Genomic DNA, 18,544 nt, shown 5'->3' with positions numbered 1-18,544 from the left:
AAGTTGTAGTAAATGAATATAATCTTAGCGAAGGAGCAAAAGATGGATTTTTTGCAAGTTATTTTTTCTTTATCACGAGCCCAAAAACGCTTAGTGAGCCTTATTGTAGATTCCTTATTTTTAATGGTAGCTTTTTTTTGTGCCTTATTAGTCCGACTTGATGACATTAATGTATTAAGCAATTATGCCAATTGGGCTGTTATATTGACTGTTGTGCCTTTTAGTTTATTTGTATTTACTCGGCTAGGGCTTTATCGTGCGGTATTAAGGTACATGGGCTTACAAGCCCTTATAGCCATTTTAGGGGGCGTTGTTTTTTCAACGTTCTCACTGATATTAGTGTCGTATTATGCCAATGTTGCTATCCCTAGAACCGTACCATTAATTTATATTGCTTTTGCCCTTGTGCTTGTGGGCGGGGCGCGTGCGTTAGTGCGTTCGCTTGTGGGCACCGGGATGAAACGTATTGGTGAGCCTGTGATTATTTACGGTGCTGGTGTTAGTGGCAGACAGTTATTGACCTCATTAGTACAAAGCCATGAATATTACCCATTTGCTTTTGTTGATGATGATAAATCCTTGCATGGCTCTGTGATTCAAGGGGTACATGTTCATTCCCCGTCTATTATCCGTAAACTGATTAAGCAGAAAACAGCCACTAAAGTGTTATTGGCAATGCCCAGTGCTAGCCGATCTATGCGTCAAACGATATTGACCCGGCTTGAACCTCTAGCGGTACAGGTATTAACTATTCCTGCTATGTCTGATTTGGTTAATGGCTCCAAGCTTTATACTGATATTAAAGAAGTCGAAATTGATGATTTACTGGGCCGTGATGCTGTTGCGCCTAGACAAGATCTGTTGACTGCCAATATTAAAGATAAAGTGGTGATGGTGACTGGCGCGGGTGGCTCTATTGGCTCTGAGTTATGTAGACAGATTTTAAAACAGTCACCTAAAAAGTTAATTCTTTTTGAACTGTCCGAGTTCGCCTTGTATGCCATTGAGCGTGAGTTAAATTCCATGGCGAAAGAGCTTGGCTTAAACGTTAGAATTTTGCCTTTGCTGGGTTCTGTGCAGCGTGAGAATCGTGTGCAAGCCGTTATGGAGTCGTTTGGCGTGCAAACGGTTTACCATGCAGCTGCTTATAAACATGTGCCTTTAGTTGAGCATAATGTAGTAGAAGGTGTTCGTAATAATGTATTTGGTACTCTTTATACTGCTAGAGCGGCTATAGCGGCCAAAGTTGAAACCTTTGTATTAGTGTCTACAGATAAAGCTGTGCGGCCAACTAATGTGATGGGCACAACTAAGCGCATGGCAGAATTAGTGCTGCAAGCGTTTTCTCGTGAAAATCATCAAACTCGTTTTTGTATGGTTCGTTTTGGTAATGTGCTTGGCTCATCGGGCTCGGTTGTGCCGTTGTTTAGAACTCAAATTGCTAATGGCGGTCCTGTTACTGTAACGCACCCTGATATCACTCGCTTTTTTATGACCATACCAGAAGCATCGCAATTAGTCATACAAGCTGGCGCTATGGGCAAGGGCGGTGATGTTTTTGTGTTAGATATGGGTAACTCGGTCAAGATTGTTGATTTAGCTCAAAAGATGATCCGTCTAAGTGGCTATGAAGTGCGCAGTGATAATAATCCTGATGGTGATATTGCTATCGAGTTTAGTGGGTTGCGCCCAGGTGAAAAGTTATACGAAGAACTGCTGATTGGTGATGATGTTACCGGCACTGAACATGAGCGCATCATGACAGCTAACGAGTTATATCTGACCTGGAAAGAATATTCTGTCATCCTCGATCGCTTAGATGCCGCTTGTCATGATTTTGACCATGAATTGATTCGGGACATTTTACTTGGTACGCCAACTGGTTTTGCACCAACAGATGGTATTTGTGATTTAGTGTATCAACAAAAAGCCAAAAATAGCGCATCAGTAAAAAAAGTCGTTAACTTTGTTTCTTAGTTTTTTTATATTTTACTCTTTATTATTTATAACTGGTGATTTATCGAGTTTCAGTTAGTTGTTAGTCTCAGCTAGTTATTAATTTATGCTTATTACTTGTGAAGCATATAGTCTGTTTCGGTCTATTTGACAAGGATTTATTATGAAAGTTGTTATTCCAGTGGCTGGTCTAGGTACTCGTATGTTACCCGCAACCAAAGCTATTCCCAAAGAGATGTTGCCTTTAGTTGATAAGCCGTTAATTCAATATATTGTTAATGAGTGCGTAGCGGCTGGGGTTAAAGAGATTGTGTTAGTGACTCACGCGAGTAAAAATGCGATTGAAAACCACTTTGATAAATCCTACGAGCTTGAGTCAACTTTAGAAAAGCGAGTAAAACGTCTGTTACTTGAAGAAGTACAAGCGATTTGTCCTAAAGATGTGACCATTATGCATGTACGTCAAGGAGAGGCCAAAGGCTTAGGCCATGCGGTGTTATGTGCTTATCCGTGTATTGGTAATAGTCCGTTTGCTGTAGTGTTACCAGACGTTATTTTAGATGAGTATACTGCTAATCAAAAAACTGAAAATTTAGCGGCGATGATAGCGCGTTACAAAGCGACATTTGCTAGCCAGATTATGGTGGCTCCCGTACCTGAATGTGACGTTAACAAATACGGTATTGCCGATTGTAATGGGGTTGAAATAGCACCGGGTGATTCCGCTAAGATTAAAAGAATGGTTGAAAAGCCTGCTATTGGTGAAGCACCGTCTAATCTAGCGGTTGTAGGCCGTTATGTATTATCTGAAAAAATTTGGGCTTTATTGGCCAAAACACCCGCGGGTGCCGGAGATGAAATTCAGTTAACTGACGCGATTGATATGCTGATTGAACAAGATACCGTTGAAGCCTTTAACATGACCGGCAAGTCACATGATTGTGGCGACAAACTGGGCTACATGAATGCTTTTGTTGAGTATGGATTACGTGATGCCAAGTTAGGTGCAGATTTCAAAAAAAGCCTAGAAAAAATTATGCTTGAACAGTAAACGTTAATGTATTGTTAACACCAAAACCAACTCTTTGTAGTTGGTTTTTTGCTTTTGCTCAATGTCTGCAAGCTATGATGTTGTGTTGCTAGAACGATAAAGTCTTAGTAGTAAATCCGTACCTTGTACCTAGAAGCGATCCTTTAAGGATGCAAGTCGCACTATTCGCTTAGTGGTCTAGGCACTATTATTTTTATATGATTTTAGATTGGAGTTTTTATGTCTCGTAAGTATTTTGGTACCGATGGTGTACGTGGGAAGGTGGGGACGTTTCCTATTACGCCTGATTTTGCTATGAAGTTAGGTTGGGCTGCTGGCAAAGTATTAGCATCCACTGGCACCCAGGAAGTATTGATTGGTAAAGATACTCGTAGCAGTGGTTATATGTTGGAGTCGGCTATTGAAGCTGGTTTGTCTGCTGCTGGTGTAAACGTAGCCTTAATTGGCCCTATGCCTACGCCAGCCGTTGCATATTTAGCATCAACCTTTAGAGCTGATGCTGGAGTGGTGATCAGTGCATCCCATAATCCTTTTTATGATAATGGGATTAAGTTTTTCTCAAATTCTGGCACTAAGCTTAATGACGAGCAAGAACTTGAAATTGAAGCATTGTTAGATCAAGCCCTTAATCATAATGCGATGGAATGTGTTTCATCTGAATTGTTAGGTAAAGTCCGCCGTATTACTGATGCTGCTGGTCGTTACATTGAGTTTTGTAAAGGTGTGTTTGCTAAAGACTTAACTTTAGCAGGCCTTAAAATTGTCGTCGATAGTGCCAATGGCGCTGCTTATCATATTGCACCGAATGTGTATCGTGAGTTAGGTGCTGAAGTCATTAGTATTAATGACAAACCTAATGGCACCAATATTAACGACCATTGCGGCGCGACACATTTAGACAGCTTGCAAACTGCAGTCATGGTGCACGAAGCTGACTTAGGTATTGCGATGGATGGTGATGCTGACCGAGTGATGTTTGTTGATCATAATGGCCACGTAGTGGATGGAGACCAAATTTTATATATTCTGGCCAAAACAGCAAAACAACAAGGTACTTTAAGTGGCGGTGTTGTTGGCACATTAATGTCTAACCTTGGCCTTGAAATAGCGTTAAAAGAAATGGATATCCCGTTTAAACGTGCCAAAGTTGGTGACCGTTATGTGGTTGAGCAATTAACAGCCACTGGCTGGCGCATTGGTGGCGAAGGTTCTGGTCATATTTTGCACCTTGACCATGCCTCTACAGGTGATGCTGTTGTGGCATCGTTATTGGTATTACAAGCGGTATTACAATCTGGCCAGTCATTAGCTGAGATAGTCTCGGGTATGAAAAAGTTACCGCAAGTACTGCTTAATGTTCGTTTAACCGCTAACAATGCTGATGAAATCTTAGCGTCAGCAGCCGTAAAACAAGCTGTGATAGAAGCCGAAGCAGTACTTGCTGATAATGGCCGTGTGCTACTGAGAAAGTCGGGTACCGAGCCTCTTATCCGCGTGATGGTTGAATCTACCGATATTGAAATGTCACAAGCTCAAGCAGAACATATAGCAAAAGCGGTTCGGGCATAACGTTTAGGTAATGACCTGAAGATTAGCTTGTTCGCCACGGTCTAAACGTGGCGAACCTGAATTTATCTCATTGCTGTGTTTAACCGTAATACTTGGTTTAATTCAGATCAACTTGCTGAAAGAGCAATACTTTTACCTATAAAGAGAATGATAATGAATAATCATTATGGTCAATATTTAGATCGTTTAATTAACGAGGCTTAAGTATGAGAATATTGGTCACAGGTAAAAATGGCCAAATTGGTAGGTGCTTAGTTGAGCAACTTAGCACTATGTCAGATATCACCTTGTTGGCATTAGATCGTGACCAGCTTGATATTACAGACTCTATTAACGTCAATAAGGTTGTTGCAGAATTCATTCCGAATATCATTATCAATGCTGCTGCCTATACTGCGGTTGATAAAGCGGAACAAGAGCGCGAATTGGCTTATGCTGTAAATCGTGATGGCCCCTATAACCTTGCTATTGCAGCGAATAATATCAATGCCATTATTATCCATATTTCGACCGATTATGTTTTTGCTGGCGATAGTGTTGCAGCTTATGTTGAGACTGATGATACCGAACCTCAAAGTGAGTATGGCCGAAGTAAACTCGCTGGTGAACAAGCCGTTAAGCGAGCGTGTTCGCGGCATATTATATTAAGGACCGGGTGGGCATTTGCTGAGCAAGGCCATAATTTTGTCAACACCATGCTGCGCCTTACTAAAACCACAGACACCTTAGATGTTGTAGCTGATCAGTTTGGCAGCCCAACCTATGCGGGGGATATTGCCAACGCTATTATGATTATCACGAAACAGCTGGCTGATGGTAATCAAGCTTATGGGCTATATCATTATTCAGGTTTTCCTTATGTAAGCTGGCATGCTTTTGCTGAAAAGATATTCGAACTTGCGCTAGCCCAAGGTGTATTGAAACAGTCCATTCAAGTGAACCCAGTAACAACTCCAGATTACCCGACACCTGCAAAGCGCCCGGCAAACTCACGATTAAATTGTCTAAAAATCAATCAAGAATTTGGTATCGTTCAAAGTGATTGGCAAGCAGCGTTAGTCAGAATTGGACAGTATTCACGATAAAACTCATCGCTAAAACATTTCCTCATGCTATTTATAACAACTGCATTTGTGCTTGGTTACTCTGCTTTTTAATACCATCTTCGCTATATCCATGTGCCTCATCTCTTTGATACACAGCATAGTTCACCCTTGCTTATATACTTTTACCGATAATATTTTATGGAACAGATAAACTAAACCCCAGTATTTGCTCCAGTTAGTATTTTCGCTTTTCAATAGTTTCCTCCCTGTATCTATTCCCTGCGCTCGTTACCTCCTTTTATCGTCTGTTATCTCTCGCTATCTTACTCATCATCCGTTATCGCCACTTTCCATCGCTTTCGATCGATTTTAATCGTTATCGCCATCTATCTTTATCATTCCTTACCGATAAAGATTTCTGCCATAGGTATGAGTTTTCTATATTCCTGTGCTAGTGCCTGTTTAGCTTCTTCGTCGCCGTGGACGATTCTTATGTGGCTGGGTTTGTGATGCATACGTTTGACGAAGTTGATGAGGTTGTGTTGGTCGGCGTGAGCGGAGTAACCACTGATGGTGTGAATAGTGGCTTTAACATCAATTTTTAGTTCGTTGATATAAACGTATCCGCCTTGTGGGCCGTAGGTTTGTATGTCTCTGCCTGTGGTGCCTTTAGCTTGATAGCCGACAAACAGAACATCTGTGGTTGGTTTTGATAAAAAGCGGGCGAGGTAGTTGCTGATCCGTCCTCCTGTGCACATGCCAGATGCGGCGATGATAATGGCGGGTTTATTGACTGAATCTAAATAATTGATCACCGCAAGATGGTCTTGATGGCTGTCGATAGTCGTTAGCTGATTAAAGTCGAGTGGATGGCGTCCTTGGGCCAGTTTTCGTTTGGCTTCGTTATCCCATAGCATTTTGAATTGACGATACTTTTGAGTAAAGTTAGCCGCCATAGGTGAGTCGACGATAATGTCGATATCTTGCCATATTGGGTTGTTTTTATTGCGATAAATGATGTGTTCAAATTCGTAGAGTAACTCTTGAGTTCTGCCTATGCTAAAGGCCGGAATGAGCACTACGCCATTATCTTTTACGGCTTTTTCAATAATGTTTTTAAGTTGCTTGCTGCGATCTTTACGGCCTTGATGATTTTTATCTCCATAGGTCGATTCAATCACTAAGGTATCTGCTCTGTATGGGCTTTTGGGGCTCGCAAGTAATGGTGCATAGCTAGCGCCTAAGTCACCTGAAAACACCACTCTATGGCTGGTCTTAGCACTGTTTTTAGCATTAGATGTCGAGCTGGCCTTGGGGCCACTTAAGTCTATTTCCACATAAGCTGAGCCGAGTATATGTCCTGCTGGCTTAAATTTAAGTTTGGCTTTGGCGTACCTTAGTGGGTTTTCTAATGTATTTATCCCCGCCGTTGTTGGCGTCAATCTTGACGATGATGATTCTCCAAGGTTGATTGGCAGTGTTATCCACTGACCGTAATCTACTGCAACAAGCAGTTTGTTGAGTCTATTAATACAAGCTTGTATAAGTGTGGTATCGCGAGTGACACCGACTTTTAAAGCATCTTCTATGACTAAAGGTAATAAAGCCGCTGTTGCTGTTGTGGCATAAATCGGTTGGTTAAAGCCTGCTGCGAGTAAGTAAGGAATACGCCCGACGTGGTCGATATGGCAATGAGTAATAATCAGCGCTTTGATATTGTTGATATCAAAAGTGATTTGTAGCTGTTCTGCTGAACTTTGCCCGGCGGTTTCTGCCCCTTGAAATAAACCACAATCGATAAGATAGCTGCTGATATGCTTGCTGTGGTGATTCACATCCAGTTGGTGACATGATCCTGTTACGCCGTTTACCGCTCCGTGGTGAATGATCTGCATGTTAGTCCTTTAATTGTATTAAGTACGATTAGTTAACTTAGCAGTAGACATTGGATTTTGCGAGGTTCTGGGCTCTAGGTTCTAGGCCTCTACGCGGATAGTGCGCTGCGCTTCTGGGGACTGCTTCGCTGCTGAGAAAATAGATAACAAGCGGTAGCTAGCGAACTAGACCTTAGTGCGCGGTGCTTTATTTAGGTGCAATTGCAATGGATCAAGTTAAAGGTCATTTATTTAAGATGATTCGATAATGACTTACAACCACCATCAACCAACCGTAAGGTCGCCGACTAAGTAAAACTTAATTCAACATTTAGCGAGATTGCTGCAAAGCCTAGTACTTAGTATTCTGCTTTTTAGGCATGATTTATTTTGGTTAGATTACTAGAGGGATTAGATTAAGAGGATAATCATTCCTGACATCACGCCGGACATCATATCGCTCACCGATCTTGGTCAATTTTAAAGGCATGCTCATGCAAACAAGTCTTTTAAACCAGATAAAAGTGATTGTCTTCACGTCAAGCTTGTAAAGTTACTTCTATGCTGGTTAGGCTGTTTCTAGTCATGAATGATATTACCTTTAGGCAACGTCATTAAACTCAGATGCAACTCGGTCGCCAAGTGCATTCAACATTTCAACTTCACCTTTAAATACCGCCACGATTATTTTATCTACTTTATATTCCATTGGGATAATCACACGCCCGTTAACGCCCACTTCGAGATTGTATAACACTTCGGCTATGGGCTTAATTGCGAGTTCTGCAGGGTAGTAAAGTACTGTTATCGTCTGTGTTGTCATAGTTGTATCCATACATTGTCTGGGGGCCCAGATGATCCTTTCTTATATCAAATAGCTACAAACCTAGCGTTGTTATCATGATTTAACTCTTTCACAAATGAGAGGATTAACCGTACCGTATACTCAACACCTAATGAATCCGAATCATAGTCGTTTAGATGGATGCAGTAAAGCGCAACAAACCCTTATTCAACTGTTTAAAAAACAGTTGTTCTTGTTTTAGCCTATAGCTATTTTAGTGTGCGTAAAATATTGCAATCTTTTATCTGATGGCTTTTACAGCAGTAGGCGAGTGCCGCTAATAATTTCTCTAGGAGTACAAGTTCTCGCTGGGTTTTTTGATGTGAGCAAGTTGTTCGATAATGTCTTGTTAAAAGGAAGTTGTATTTTTGGTTGTTTCACGGCGTCATTCATTTTATCGTTAAGTATTATTGGGATGAATTGAAGCGAGTGCGGTGGAGAACGTCACTGATTAGAGGTTTTCTCTGTAAATAACGACGGCTCCTTAGATACGGTTAGGTTAGTTAATGCACCAAGTGAAAGTCAGAACCGTGGTTTTGAAGTGTTGCTGCATTACTATTGGGCGACATTAAGCTGACCGCAAGTTATTTGTAATTAGATGCCACAAAAGTTTCACCCGATGGAAAGGGGGCTGAAGGGCCATTGCATTAACTCTACGTCATTCTGGCTGTTTTGTTGCTATTGGGGAGCAGCATGGCAACTACTGATATCTGATCCGGTAACGATGGGTTTATTGCTAATGCAGGCGTAAGAGTCAAATTTGGTGATTAATCGCGTTTTACTAGTATATGTTGATCCGTCACAAAACAGATGAACCGTCAGTCTAATACTGACGGTTCCTATTTCACTCTCATTCTCATTTTACTATATCTCCTCTTGAATTTATTTATCCTTGTTAAACAATCATTCGCATATATAAAAGATGACAATTATTGATACACAAAAAATATGCATTTATCGGTCAGTTTTGTCACACTGTTTTATTAGACTACGACACATGATAAATAACTAAAAACAACTAAAAATAGCAATAACAAGGACTCTTCATGAAAGCTTTTACTCTGGTATTAACCAGTTTAGCCATTGCTCTATCTGGCATGGCTCACGGGGCAGATATAGATGCCAAATACATTCAACGCTTGGGCCCAGTTAACCAATCGTCGGCAACGCCATTATCAAAAAGTGCTCATGCAGATGCGCTACGAGCTAACCTAGTCGCTAACTTAGTTGCTAAGTCTGGACAAACCCAGGCAAAAACGGTTCAAGTATTTAATCAACAACTCACTTGGCAAGCAGCCTCTGCAAAGATTGAAGGAGAAGGTTGGTTAGCCTATAAGTTGCCGTTATCGACTCAGCGATTTACCCAAGGTACGTTAACCGTCAAAGGGCTTGAAAATCCGCAAGTGTATTTGAATGGGCAGTTGCTTAAATCTGCTGATAAAGTCGAACTTGAGCTGGCTAATGCTGACTATCAGCTGCTGGTGTTGGCTGATGGCCAAATGCAAGATGTGCCATTTAGCCTTGATTGGCAGGGCAAAAGTGAGGTTGATACCCTCGACTTTTCGGCCCAGAAATCACAGCGGGTGTCTGCGCAGCAATTGTTCGACTCAAAAGTTATCAGTGGCTTAACCTTATCCCCAAATGGTAAGTATCTACTGCAATCGACCATTGAATATCAAGCTAGCCAGGGTGACTCGGCTATTCAAGTGACCGAGTTACGTAAATTATCGGACAACAGTGTGATGTATCGCTGGCAAGATAATCGCCCAAGCAGCGCAGTGTGGTCGAACGACAGTAAACAGTTAGCCTTTGTGGCCAATAAACAAATTCAATTACTCAATGTGGCAGATTTAACCATTAATGTTGCCGCCACTGATGTTGATAATGTGTCGGGTTTGCAGTGGTACGCTGACAGCCTGTTATTTAGTTGGCAAAAACCGTTTAAGGCCGATGAGAAAGCGACCTCAAAACGCTTTCGTGCATTAGAAGACCGCTGGAGTTATTGGCGTGATAATAGCCAAATATATCAATTAGATGTGGCTTCCGGTTTTATTCGTCAGTTAACCGATAACTCAACCAGCACAGACTTAGTTGACAGTAATCTTGATAAGAATACTGTGCTACTGACGCGATCTCCGGTTGATTATTCTGAGCCTGCGCATTCATTAACCCAACTGATAGAGTTGAGCTTAAATGACTTAACAGAAACTGTGATAGGTGAATACCGAAGCTTTAACGGTGCGATATATGCCGATGATGGTATGTATATCACTGCTGGGCCGCGTTTTATGGACGGCACAGGAATACAAGACCCCAGCATTGAAGTGAATGATTATGATGGGCAATTATATTGGCGTGATGCTAACGGTAATGTCAGTGCGTTAAGTAAAGACTTTGATCCTGCGATTGGCAGTATGACTAAGCTTGAAAATGATGATCTGATATTGACGGTAACCGAAGGCGATCGCGCACCACTGTATCTATTTGATAAAAGTAACCGCCGTTTTACTAAAATAGATAGCGGCGTGGATATGGTCGACAGCTTTAGTGTCGCCATTGAGCAATCAAGCCCAACCATAGTTGTTGCAGGCACGTCTGCTACCGTGCCACAAAAAGCCTATAAAATGACCTTGAACTCAAGTCGCAAACAGATGTTGTTTGATAGTCAACAGCTAAACTATGCCAATACCCGTTTGGGCGAGATTGAAGATTTTGATTTCACTAATCAGCATGGTCACAATATTGATGGTCGAGTGTATTTACCCGCAGACTTTGATGCCAGTAAAAAATATCCTGCATTAGTGTATTACTATGGCGGGACTTCTCCGGTCGGTCGCCACTTTACTGGGCGTTGGCCATTTAATTTATGGGCGGCCGAAGGGTATGTGGTGTATGTGCTGCAACCTAATGGGGCCATCGGTTATGGTCAAGCATTCAGCGGCCGTCATGTGAATGCATGGGGCAAATACAGCGCAGATGACATTATTGAAGGCACTAAAGCGTTTTTAAAGGCGCATAGCTATGTCGACCCTAAACGCGTGGGGAATATGGGCGCATCGTACGGTGGCTTTATGACTCTGTATTTAGCCACCAAAACGGATATTTTTGCCGCGTCAATGTCGCATGCTGGGATCAGTAATTTATCATCTTATTGGGGACATGGCTGGTGGGGTTATGGCTATTCTGGTGTCGCCAGCCGTGGTAGTTTTCCGTGGAATAACCCTGAGCTCTACGTTGAGCACAGTCCGTTATATCATGCCGACAAGATCACCACGCCGCTATTGCTGATCCATGGCAATGCCGATACTAACGTGCCAGTGGGTGAAAGCCATTATATGTACACTGCACTTAAACTATTAGGCAAAGAAGTTGAATTAGTTGAGTTTAATGGCCAAGACCATCACATCAATACGCGCCAAGCACGTTTTGACTGGTGGAATACTACTATGGCCTGGTTTGACTTAAAGTTAAAAGATGAGCCTGAGTGGTGGAATAGTCTTTACCCGGAGACAAAAGAGCAGCAGTAAAAGTAAGTGTAAAATAGCCTCGCATTGCGGGGCTATTTTTATCTAATTTGTCGAGAAACGCCTCGTGATCAGAGTGAAGGGAAGTCGCGGGTAATTCACTGCGCGAGTAAGCTATTCAGATTGATACCAGTCACACCCTAGATGCTATATTGCTATCATGTTACGGATGGACTCTATTTCTTCCTAGCGTTTTCGCTTGATAGAGGCACTTATCAGCATTGTTGATCAGTTCATCGATAGTTTCATCTTCAGTGAGCTGAGATATGCCGATACTGATGGTGACCTGGATTTGATGTTTGAGAAAGTGGATGGTGTGGTTTTGCACACTGAGGCGAATTTTTTCAGCGATGATACCTGCTTGCTCTGCCGATGTTTGTGGCAATATCACCAGAAACTCTTCACCGCCCCAACGAGCAATGCAGTCCTGTTGCCTGACATTGTCCGTAAATACTTTGGCTAATTCCATTAGCACCATATCACCTGCGTTATGGCCATATTTGTCGTTGACGCTTTTAAAATGGTCGAGATCGCACAGCAATACTGAGAGCGGTTCATGATTACGATCAATACGTGCTTTTTCTTGCTGTAATACCGCAGATGCATTGCGTCTGTTAGCGAGTTTTGTCAGCGGGTCGCTCATGGCTAATTGTTGGTATTTGGCGCTTAATTCGAGCACATTGCGGTAAAACTGCATGCTTGAATATTCGTATAATGCAGATAAAAATGTCATGGTTAAAAATGACAGTATCAGGCGAAGTTTAAATTCTGGGGTATAAGCTTCATGTGCAACAAGATGCTGCGGTAAAAACATGATGATGCAGACGATGCAGAGAAATATAGCCAGGTTAATTAAGCCTAAACGAAAGCCTAAAACATAAACTGAAACGGGTGCCACAATAAAAATCCATAAAGGACCCGTTTGTGCGACTCCGCCACTAAAGACTAAGTAGAACATTAATAAATACAGTGAGTAAATGATGATAATCGCACTGACTTTAATATTGAATTTTTTTAACGAAAACAAGGCGATTAGATAGGTGGTACAGGCAACAAGGAGGATGAGGGTTAAGGTGTTGTTGTTACCCAATAAGCTAAGTAAGCACATACCGCCTGTGATCGAGGCTCCTACCAATGAAAATAACTTAATCACCCTAGCATGCAGTAGGTTACCGTTACTTTTACTTTGATCATTGATGGATGCAAGCAATTGTTAATCCTTAATCTCATTGAATTATCAGTTCAGTCGCAAACCATTTTGGGGATGCTGAAACAATACAAGGTTATGATCAATGGGTATGCATTTGGATTGCGCTAACGGGTTATTTATCTTAAGACACCTTGTAATTAAAGTGTACCTTAATTGTTAATTAAGGTGTATTTATATTGTGTGGTCATACGGATAAAAACATGATAATTAACTAGGTTTCCTCTAATATCATGCTCATTGAATATTCTCTTCAGCCATTCTTTGTCATTATTGCTTGCGGTAATATTTCAATTACAACATATGAGATAACCTTTTAGTGAGGGACAACTAAATGCACACTTTTCAAACGGTATATCAAGATAGTCACTGGGTTACTCCTTTGCCGCAACATGCTGACATCAATCTGGTGTTGGCCTTTGGTTCGCCTGAGCTCATGTTAGACAATAAGCTCAATGATGAGCTATCAAGCGCTTTCCCAAATGCACAGATAGTCGGCTGCAGCACTAGTGGTGAAATCCAAGATGATTGTCTGTACGACAACAGTATATGTGTTACTGCGATTGATTTTGAGCACACCCAAGTGCACGTCGTCAGCCATTCGATAAATCAATTTGCGCATTGTGCTGAATTGGCAAAGCAGTTGGTAAGCCAATTACCTCTTGATGGACTCAAGCATGTTTTGGTTATTTCTGATGGCCATTTAGTGAATGGTTCTGAACTGGTTGATGGTTTACAGCAATACTTGCCTCAAGGCGTCATGGCAACGGGTGGCTTAGCTGGCGATGGTGAGCGTTTTAGCCAAACCACGGTATGGCACAATAAACGCATAGAAAGTGGTCTGATTGTGCTGGTTGGACTGTATGGTGAACGGTTATCTGTTGGTTGTGGCAGTTTAGGCGGATGGCGTCCATTTGGGCCTAAGCGCCTGATCACTAAATCGACAAATAATGTACTCTATGAACTTGATGGTCGACCAGCATTAGATTTGTATAAAGAATTTTTAGGTGAGTTTGCCAGTGATTTACCTGCATCTGCTTTGTTATACCCGTTGGCGTTACAACAATACGGTGAGCAAGAACATGTAGTTCGGACCATATTATCAATTGATGAATTACAAAAAAGTATGTTGTTCGCTGGTAACATGCCCGAAGGTGCAACCTGCCAGTTAATGCATTCTAATTATGAGGACTTACTCGATGGTGCTCAACTTGCGGCAGATCAAGCTGGAGCGTGTTTTAAAGGAACGCCGCCAGAATTAGCCATATTAATCAGTTGTGTCGGTCGCAGATTAGTTTTAGGACAGCATGTTGAAGAGGAATTAGAAATTATTAAAGAAGGCTTACCAGCAAAATGCGCTATTTCAGGCTTTTACTCGTATGGTGAAATATCGCCTATTCAATCTATTGGTCGGTGTGGTTTACATAATCAGACCATGGCTGTGACGTTACTTTCTGAGAAATAGTGATATTAACCATGCATAAACTGCTAGTTCGTCAGCTTAAGCGTAACCAAAAAGATGAGTTATTTATTTCAGAAAATGACGCTCTTTTGAATTCTATATCCGATGCTTATACGCAACATGATCAAAGCGTAAAAATGTTAGAGCGTTCTTTATACCTTATTTCCAATGAGTTAAACGATCGTAACCAAACCTTAAAAGACCAGCTAGCCATGATGAAACAGGTTCAAGACAAACTTGAACATTCTATTGGTTTATTAAATGCTACCGTCAATTCCACCGGTGAAATTTTATTTGTCTATGGATTAAATGGCGAGCTGATGTCATTTAATACCATGGGGCAGGATTTTATTGACGATATCGGTTTTGAATCGGTGTCACATTGGGAGGATTTTCTTGGCATTATCAAAGATAAAAATCATATGTTGTCGATTATTGATAATCTCAACCAAGACCCATTTCAATACTTAAGTGGCACCATTGAGTTACTCGATAAACGCTTCTTTGACTTTAGGTCTCTTCCACAAATTCAAGACGATCAAATTTATGGTCGAGTGTGGTGCTTTCGCGATGTGACAACGCAAAAGCAGTATGAGGCGACAATTGAATATTATGCTTTTCATGATTCGCTTACCGGGTTGCCAAATCGTGCACTGTTATTGGACAGAATTAGTCATTCAATTGCCACCAGTAAAAGAGAACATAAAAAGCTTGCGGTGTTATTTTTAGATTTAGATGACTTTAAAAAGATTAATGATACTGAAGGTCATGACGCTGGTGATTTATTGTTGAAAGAAGTGGTAAGACGACTGCAAACACGCTTGCGTGAATTTGATACGTTATCCCGCCAAGGCGGTGATGAGTTTATTATTGTATTAGAACAAATCGAGTCTGAAATGACTATAAAACAGGTCTGCCAAGAATTGTTAGCACTGATTAAACAGCCTTTTACTATCGGTTCGCGTCAGTTCGTTGTGACATCGAGTATCGGTATATCACTGTTTCCTAATGATGATGACAATGCTAATGCGCTGATCCGCAAAGCGGATTTAGCCATGTATGAGTCAAAGTCATTAGGTAAAAATAGCTTCCATTTTTACAGTAAGGCGCTTGAGAAAGAAGCTTTAACCCAACTTGCTATTGAGCAAGAGCTGCGTAAGGCCATTGAAGATAATGCCCTGCATTTAGTGTATCAACCTAAAGTTGATTTACGCACAATGAAGATTGTCAGCGTTGAGGCACTATGTCGCTGGACGCAGCAAGATGGCACTGTTGTGCCACCCGATGTGTTTATTGCAATCGCAGAGCAAACAGGGTTAATTATTGATATTGGTTGTGTGGTGATTTCTAAAGCCTGTTTACAGTTAGCAACCTGGCGAGATGCAGGTATCACTGAGTTAGCTATTTCCATTAATTTAAGCTGTATTGAGTTTCAAAATGAAGCGCTCATTGCACACCTTATTGATTGCTTAAATCATCATCAATTAGAAGGTAAATATCTGATTATTGAATTAACGGAATCGATTTTTATGGAAGATAAATTCAATGTCAAAGACATTATGCTCAGGCTTAATCAGTATGGCATTACTTTCGCACTTGATGATTTCGGCAAAGGTTATTCATCATTCAGTTACCTACAGTTTTTACCGTTGCATTATCTGAAAATTGATAAAGCTTTTTTACAATTCGTTGAGAGCAGCAGTTCATCGGCAGCCATTGCCAAGACCATTATCGATATTGGCCATAATCTCGGTTTAAAAGTTATCGCAGAAGGGGTAGAAGACCAATTTATGCTGGATTACATTAAGACCTATGAATGCGACTTAGCCCAGGGCTTTTATCTGTACAAGCCAATGTTACCCGACGCTATCGCATCCATATATCTTGCCAATCATGCTTCTGTTGATGCTTAAAAGTGACAGTAAGCTATGACGAATTAGGTTGATTACCTACACAATCTCAACGCGCAACCACTCAGCACTTAAGCGTGGTTGCTGTTGAGTTTATTTGCGGGTCATTTTCACTGCTTATTATTAGCTATTATCGTCTTTGGATAGCGTTGCTAACCACGGCAGCAGGGCGCTAATAGTGTTGATTTGAGTTGTGGCAGATTCGGCTTGGTAACCATAAATACGAATACCAAATATTACCGTCATTAACTGGGCCGCGTAGGCTTTTGCTTGTATCTGGGGATAATATTCACTGAGGTAATCAAGGTAAATATGTTCAATTTTAGTCAGTTGGGCGCTGGCAAATTGATAAAGTTGATTCCCTTGTGATGCCAGCTCTAGCTGGGTTTTTATCAAAAAACAGCCACAATAATCACATGACTTTGATTGTTCAATTAGAGTATTTAACATCTGCTTAATTGCGTTGTTTACGCTGCTGGCATTGGCCATCGATAAGTGTATCGCTTCAATGGAAAAGGTGGCATAACGCGCTAGCGCAGCTTGGAATAAACCTTCTTTACTCTCAAATTCATAATATAAGCTGCCGGGCTTTAATCCGGTGGCTTTGGTTATTTGCTGAATACTTGTAGCGGCATAGCCATTTTGCCAAAACAAGGTAATCACCTTGTCTAATACGTCTTCTCTTGCAAAATTTTTCTTAGCCATGACATCGTTCCTCAACCATTTCTTGGTTGATAATATCACTACTTGAATGATTGTTCAAAAACTGCTTGTGTCTTCAGTGGAAAATGTCTATCTTGAATGCCTGTTCAGAAAAGAGTTTATGTAGATTATCTTGGCTAGCTTAAGTCCGTTACATGATGACGGTATCAATCTGCCCTTTAAGGAATCCTAATTATGTTAAGGCAAGTCTTTGTTGTGTCATTGTTGGCACTGCTTAGTGTTATTACATCAACTACTCGCGCAGGCGAATTTTCAGTTTTTCGTGAGTTAGATAAGCAACATCCACCCGGCAATATTGCAGTATCAGCTAATGGCCGGGTGTTTATGAGTAATCATCACTTTTACGGTGTAGATTCGAGAATAGTGGAGCTTAACAAAGACGGTTCGATAGTCGATTATCCTGATACTGAGTTTAATCAGCATCTTAATCCTGTTTTGGGTGTAGTCGTTGATGAACAGGGGATTTTATGGATGCTCGAAACGGCGTCTGCTGAAGGGGTTGGCCGACTTATTGGTTGGGATATTCAACAAAACAGCTTATACAAAATGATTACTTTAAAGGCTCCTGTATTGCCTGAAAACTCATTTTTAAATGATCTTGCGGTAGATAGAAAGCATGAAGCGGTATACATCACAGATCCCGCTGGTGGCAGTAATGCAGGATTAATCGTGGTTAACTTAACGACAGGCTCAGCAAAACGAGTGCTCGATGGCAGTATTTATACCCGCCCAGAAGATGTTGATACTGTGATTAATGGCAACACCTTGTCTATTGGCGGTCAACCGATCCGCATTGGAGTTGATGCATTAACTATAGATCCAGCTAATGAGTGGGTTTACTTTGGTGCCTTAAGTGGTGAAAAGTTATATCGGGTACACACTCAATATCTGCTTGATGCCAAATTGTGGCCTAATATGTTGCGCAGTAAAGTTGAGTTCTATGCCAACAAGCCTATTAGCGACGGGATCACCATTGATAATGGCGGCAATATTTATGTCACCGACATCAGTAACAATGCCGTGGGGTATATCGACACCGAGCGTCAATATCATATCTTGCATCAAGATGATGATAAGTTCAGTTGGTCTGATGGCTTTTCAACTACGGCCGATGGTAAGTTGTTAGTCACTGTGAATAAATTACATCAGTCTCCAGCGGTGAATAACCAGCAAGATAAAAGTGATGGTCGCTACTATATCATTCAATTTGATGCGTTAACTGATACGACAGTTGGGCGTTAAAGCTTGATAACTTGGAATTGGAACCTAGATGACTAGAGTGCTACGCTGCTAGATGCTATAAAAGCAAAGCCTAGATGACTAGATTCTAGCTGACTCGGTTCTATAACATCTTAACAGCGCAGCTGTCCCTAGCAGG

Annotated in this window: 12 protein-coding genes; 8 read left to right on the top strand and 4 right to left on the bottom strand. The window is 41.3% G+C overall.

All coding sequences use genetic code 11. The annotated features are described in order from the left end of the window. Positions 1-42 precede the first annotated feature (42 nt). From H5123_RS12375 to rfbD, 4 genes are all read left to right on the top strand, one after another. Positions 43-1,977 carry a nucleoside-diphosphate sugar epimerase/dehydratase gene (locus H5123_RS12375; protein WP_182698143.1) on the top strand — a complete coding sequence of 645 codons (1,935 nt, stop codon included), beginning with the start codon at positions 43-45 and terminating at the stop codon, positions 1,975-1,977. A 142-nt stretch (positions 1,978-2,119) separates the two neighbouring features. Beyond that, a complete protein-coding gene (gene galU, locus H5123_RS12370; RefSeq protein WP_182698142.1) occupies positions 2,120-3,007 on the top strand; it encodes a UTP--glucose-1-phosphate uridylyltransferase GalU in 888 nt (295 codons plus the stop codon). 219 nt (positions 3,008-3,226) lie between these two features. Next, a complete protein-coding gene (gene glmM / locus H5123_RS12365; RefSeq protein WP_182698141.1) occupies positions 3,227-4,576 on the top strand; it encodes a phosphoglucosamine mutase in 1,350 nt (449 codons plus the stop codon). A gap of 206 nt (positions 4,577-4,782) precedes the next feature. Then, positions 4,783-5,661, top strand: a complete 879-nt coding sequence (gene rfbD, locus H5123_RS12360) for a dTDP-4-dehydrorhamnose reductase (protein WP_182698140.1) — start codon at positions 4,783-4,785, stop codon at positions 5,659-5,661. A gap of 356 nt (positions 5,662-6,017) precedes the next feature. On the opposite strand, the gene H5123_RS12355 is transcribed toward rfbD, so the two are convergent. Further along, on the bottom strand, positions 6,018-7,517 hold the full coding sequence (locus H5123_RS12355; protein WP_182698139.1) for an MBL fold metallo-hydrolase RNA specificity domain-containing protein: 1,500 nt from the start codon (positions 7,515-7,517) through the stop codon (positions 6,018-6,020). Between the two features lie 580 nt (positions 7,518-8,097). Further along, positions 8,098-8,319, bottom strand: a complete 222-nt coding sequence (locus H5123_RS12350; protein ID WP_182698138.1) for a DUF2375 family protein — start codon at positions 8,317-8,319, stop codon at positions 8,098-8,100. 1,067 nt (positions 8,320-9,386) lie between these two features. Here H5123_RS12350 and H5123_RS12345 point away from each other — a divergent pair. Continuing rightward, on the top strand, positions 9,387-11,867 hold the full coding sequence (locus tag H5123_RS12345) for a S9 family peptidase (protein ID WP_182698137.1): 2,481 nt from the start codon (positions 9,387-9,389) through the stop codon (positions 11,865-11,867). Positions 11,868-12,027: 160 nt separating this feature from the next. On the opposite strand, the gene H5123_RS12340 is transcribed toward H5123_RS12345, so the two are convergent. Next, entirely contained in the window at positions 12,028-13,074 is a 1,047-nt protein-coding gene (locus H5123_RS12340) for a diguanylate cyclase (protein WP_182698136.1), read from the bottom strand. A gap of 331 nt (positions 13,075-13,405) precedes the next feature. On the opposite strand from H5123_RS12340, the gene H5123_RS12335 reads away from it, so the two are divergent. Together H5123_RS12335 and H5123_RS12330 are read left to right on the top strand one after the other, a co-directional pair. Next, a complete protein-coding gene (locus H5123_RS12335) occupies positions 13,406-14,536 on the top strand; it encodes an FIST signal transduction protein (RefSeq protein ID WP_182698135.1) in 1,131 nt (376 codons plus the stop codon). Between the two features lie 11 nt (positions 14,537-14,547). Further along, on the top strand, positions 14,548-16,446 hold the full coding sequence (locus H5123_RS12330) for an EAL domain-containing protein (protein WP_182698134.1): 1,899 nt from the start codon (positions 14,548-14,550) through the stop codon (positions 16,444-16,446). 120 nt (positions 16,447-16,566) lie between these two features. On the opposite strand, the gene H5123_RS12325 is transcribed toward H5123_RS12330, so the two are convergent. Beyond that, positions 16,567-17,148 carry a TetR/AcrR family transcriptional regulator gene (locus tag H5123_RS12325; protein WP_182698133.1) on the bottom strand — a complete coding sequence of 194 codons (582 nt, stop codon included), beginning with the start codon at positions 17,146-17,148 and terminating at the stop codon, positions 16,567-16,569. Between the two features lie 192 nt (positions 17,149-17,340). On the opposite strand from H5123_RS12325, the gene H5123_RS12320 reads away from it, so the two are divergent. After that, positions 17,341-18,408, top strand: coding sequence for an L-dopachrome tautomerase-related protein (locus H5123_RS12320; protein ID WP_182698132.1), 1,068 nt, complete (start codon positions 17,341-17,343; stop codon positions 18,406-18,408). Positions 18,409-18,544: the final 136 nt, after the last annotated feature.

Source organism: Shewanella sp. SR43-4 (genome assembly GCF_014163845.1).
GTDB lineage: Bacteria > Pseudomonadota > Gammaproteobacteria > Enterobacterales > Shewanellaceae > Shewanella > Shewanella vesiculosa.
This window is presented reverse-complemented; position numbering and strand designations above follow the sequence as displayed.

Bases quoted from the DNA above. Each gene is read 5' to 3' on its own strand.
- H5123_RS12375 (WP_182698143.1), top strand. From the start codon at position 43: ATGGATTTTTTGCAAGTTATTTTTTCTTTATCACGAGCCCAAAAACGC.
- galU (WP_182698142.1), top strand. From the start codon at position 2,120: ATGAAAGTTGTTATTCCAGTGGCTGGTCTAGGTACTCGTATGTTACCC.
- glmM (WP_182698141.1), top strand. From the start codon at position 3,227: ATGTCTCGTAAGTATTTTGGTACCGATGGTGTACGTGGGAAGGTGGGG.
- rfbD (WP_182698140.1), top strand. From the start codon at position 4,783: ATGAGAATATTGGTCACAGGTAAAAATGGCCAAATTGGTAGGTGCTTA.
- H5123_RS12355 (WP_182698139.1), bottom strand. From the start codon at position 7,517: ATGCAGATCATTCACCACGGAGCGGTAAACGGCGTAACAGGATCATGT.
- H5123_RS12350 (WP_182698138.1), bottom strand. From the start codon at position 8,319: ATGACAACACAGACGATAACAGTACTTTACTACCCTGCAGAACTCGCA.
- H5123_RS12345 (WP_182698137.1), top strand. From the start codon at position 9,387: ATGAAAGCTTTTACTCTGGTATTAACCAGTTTAGCCATTGCTCTATCT.
- H5123_RS12335 (WP_182698135.1), top strand. From the start codon at position 13,406: ATGCACACTTTTCAAACGGTATATCAAGATAGTCACTGGGTTACTCCT.
- H5123_RS12330 (WP_182698134.1), top strand. From the start codon at position 14,548: ATGCATAAACTGCTAGTTCGTCAGCTTAAGCGTAACCAAAAAGATGAG.
- H5123_RS12325 (WP_182698133.1), bottom strand. From the start codon at position 17,148: ATGGCTAAGAAAAATTTTGCAAGAGAAGACGTATTAGACAAGGTGATT.
- H5123_RS12320 (WP_182698132.1), top strand. From the start codon at position 17,341: ATGTTAAGGCAAGTCTTTGTTGTGTCATTGTTGGCACTGCTTAGTGTT.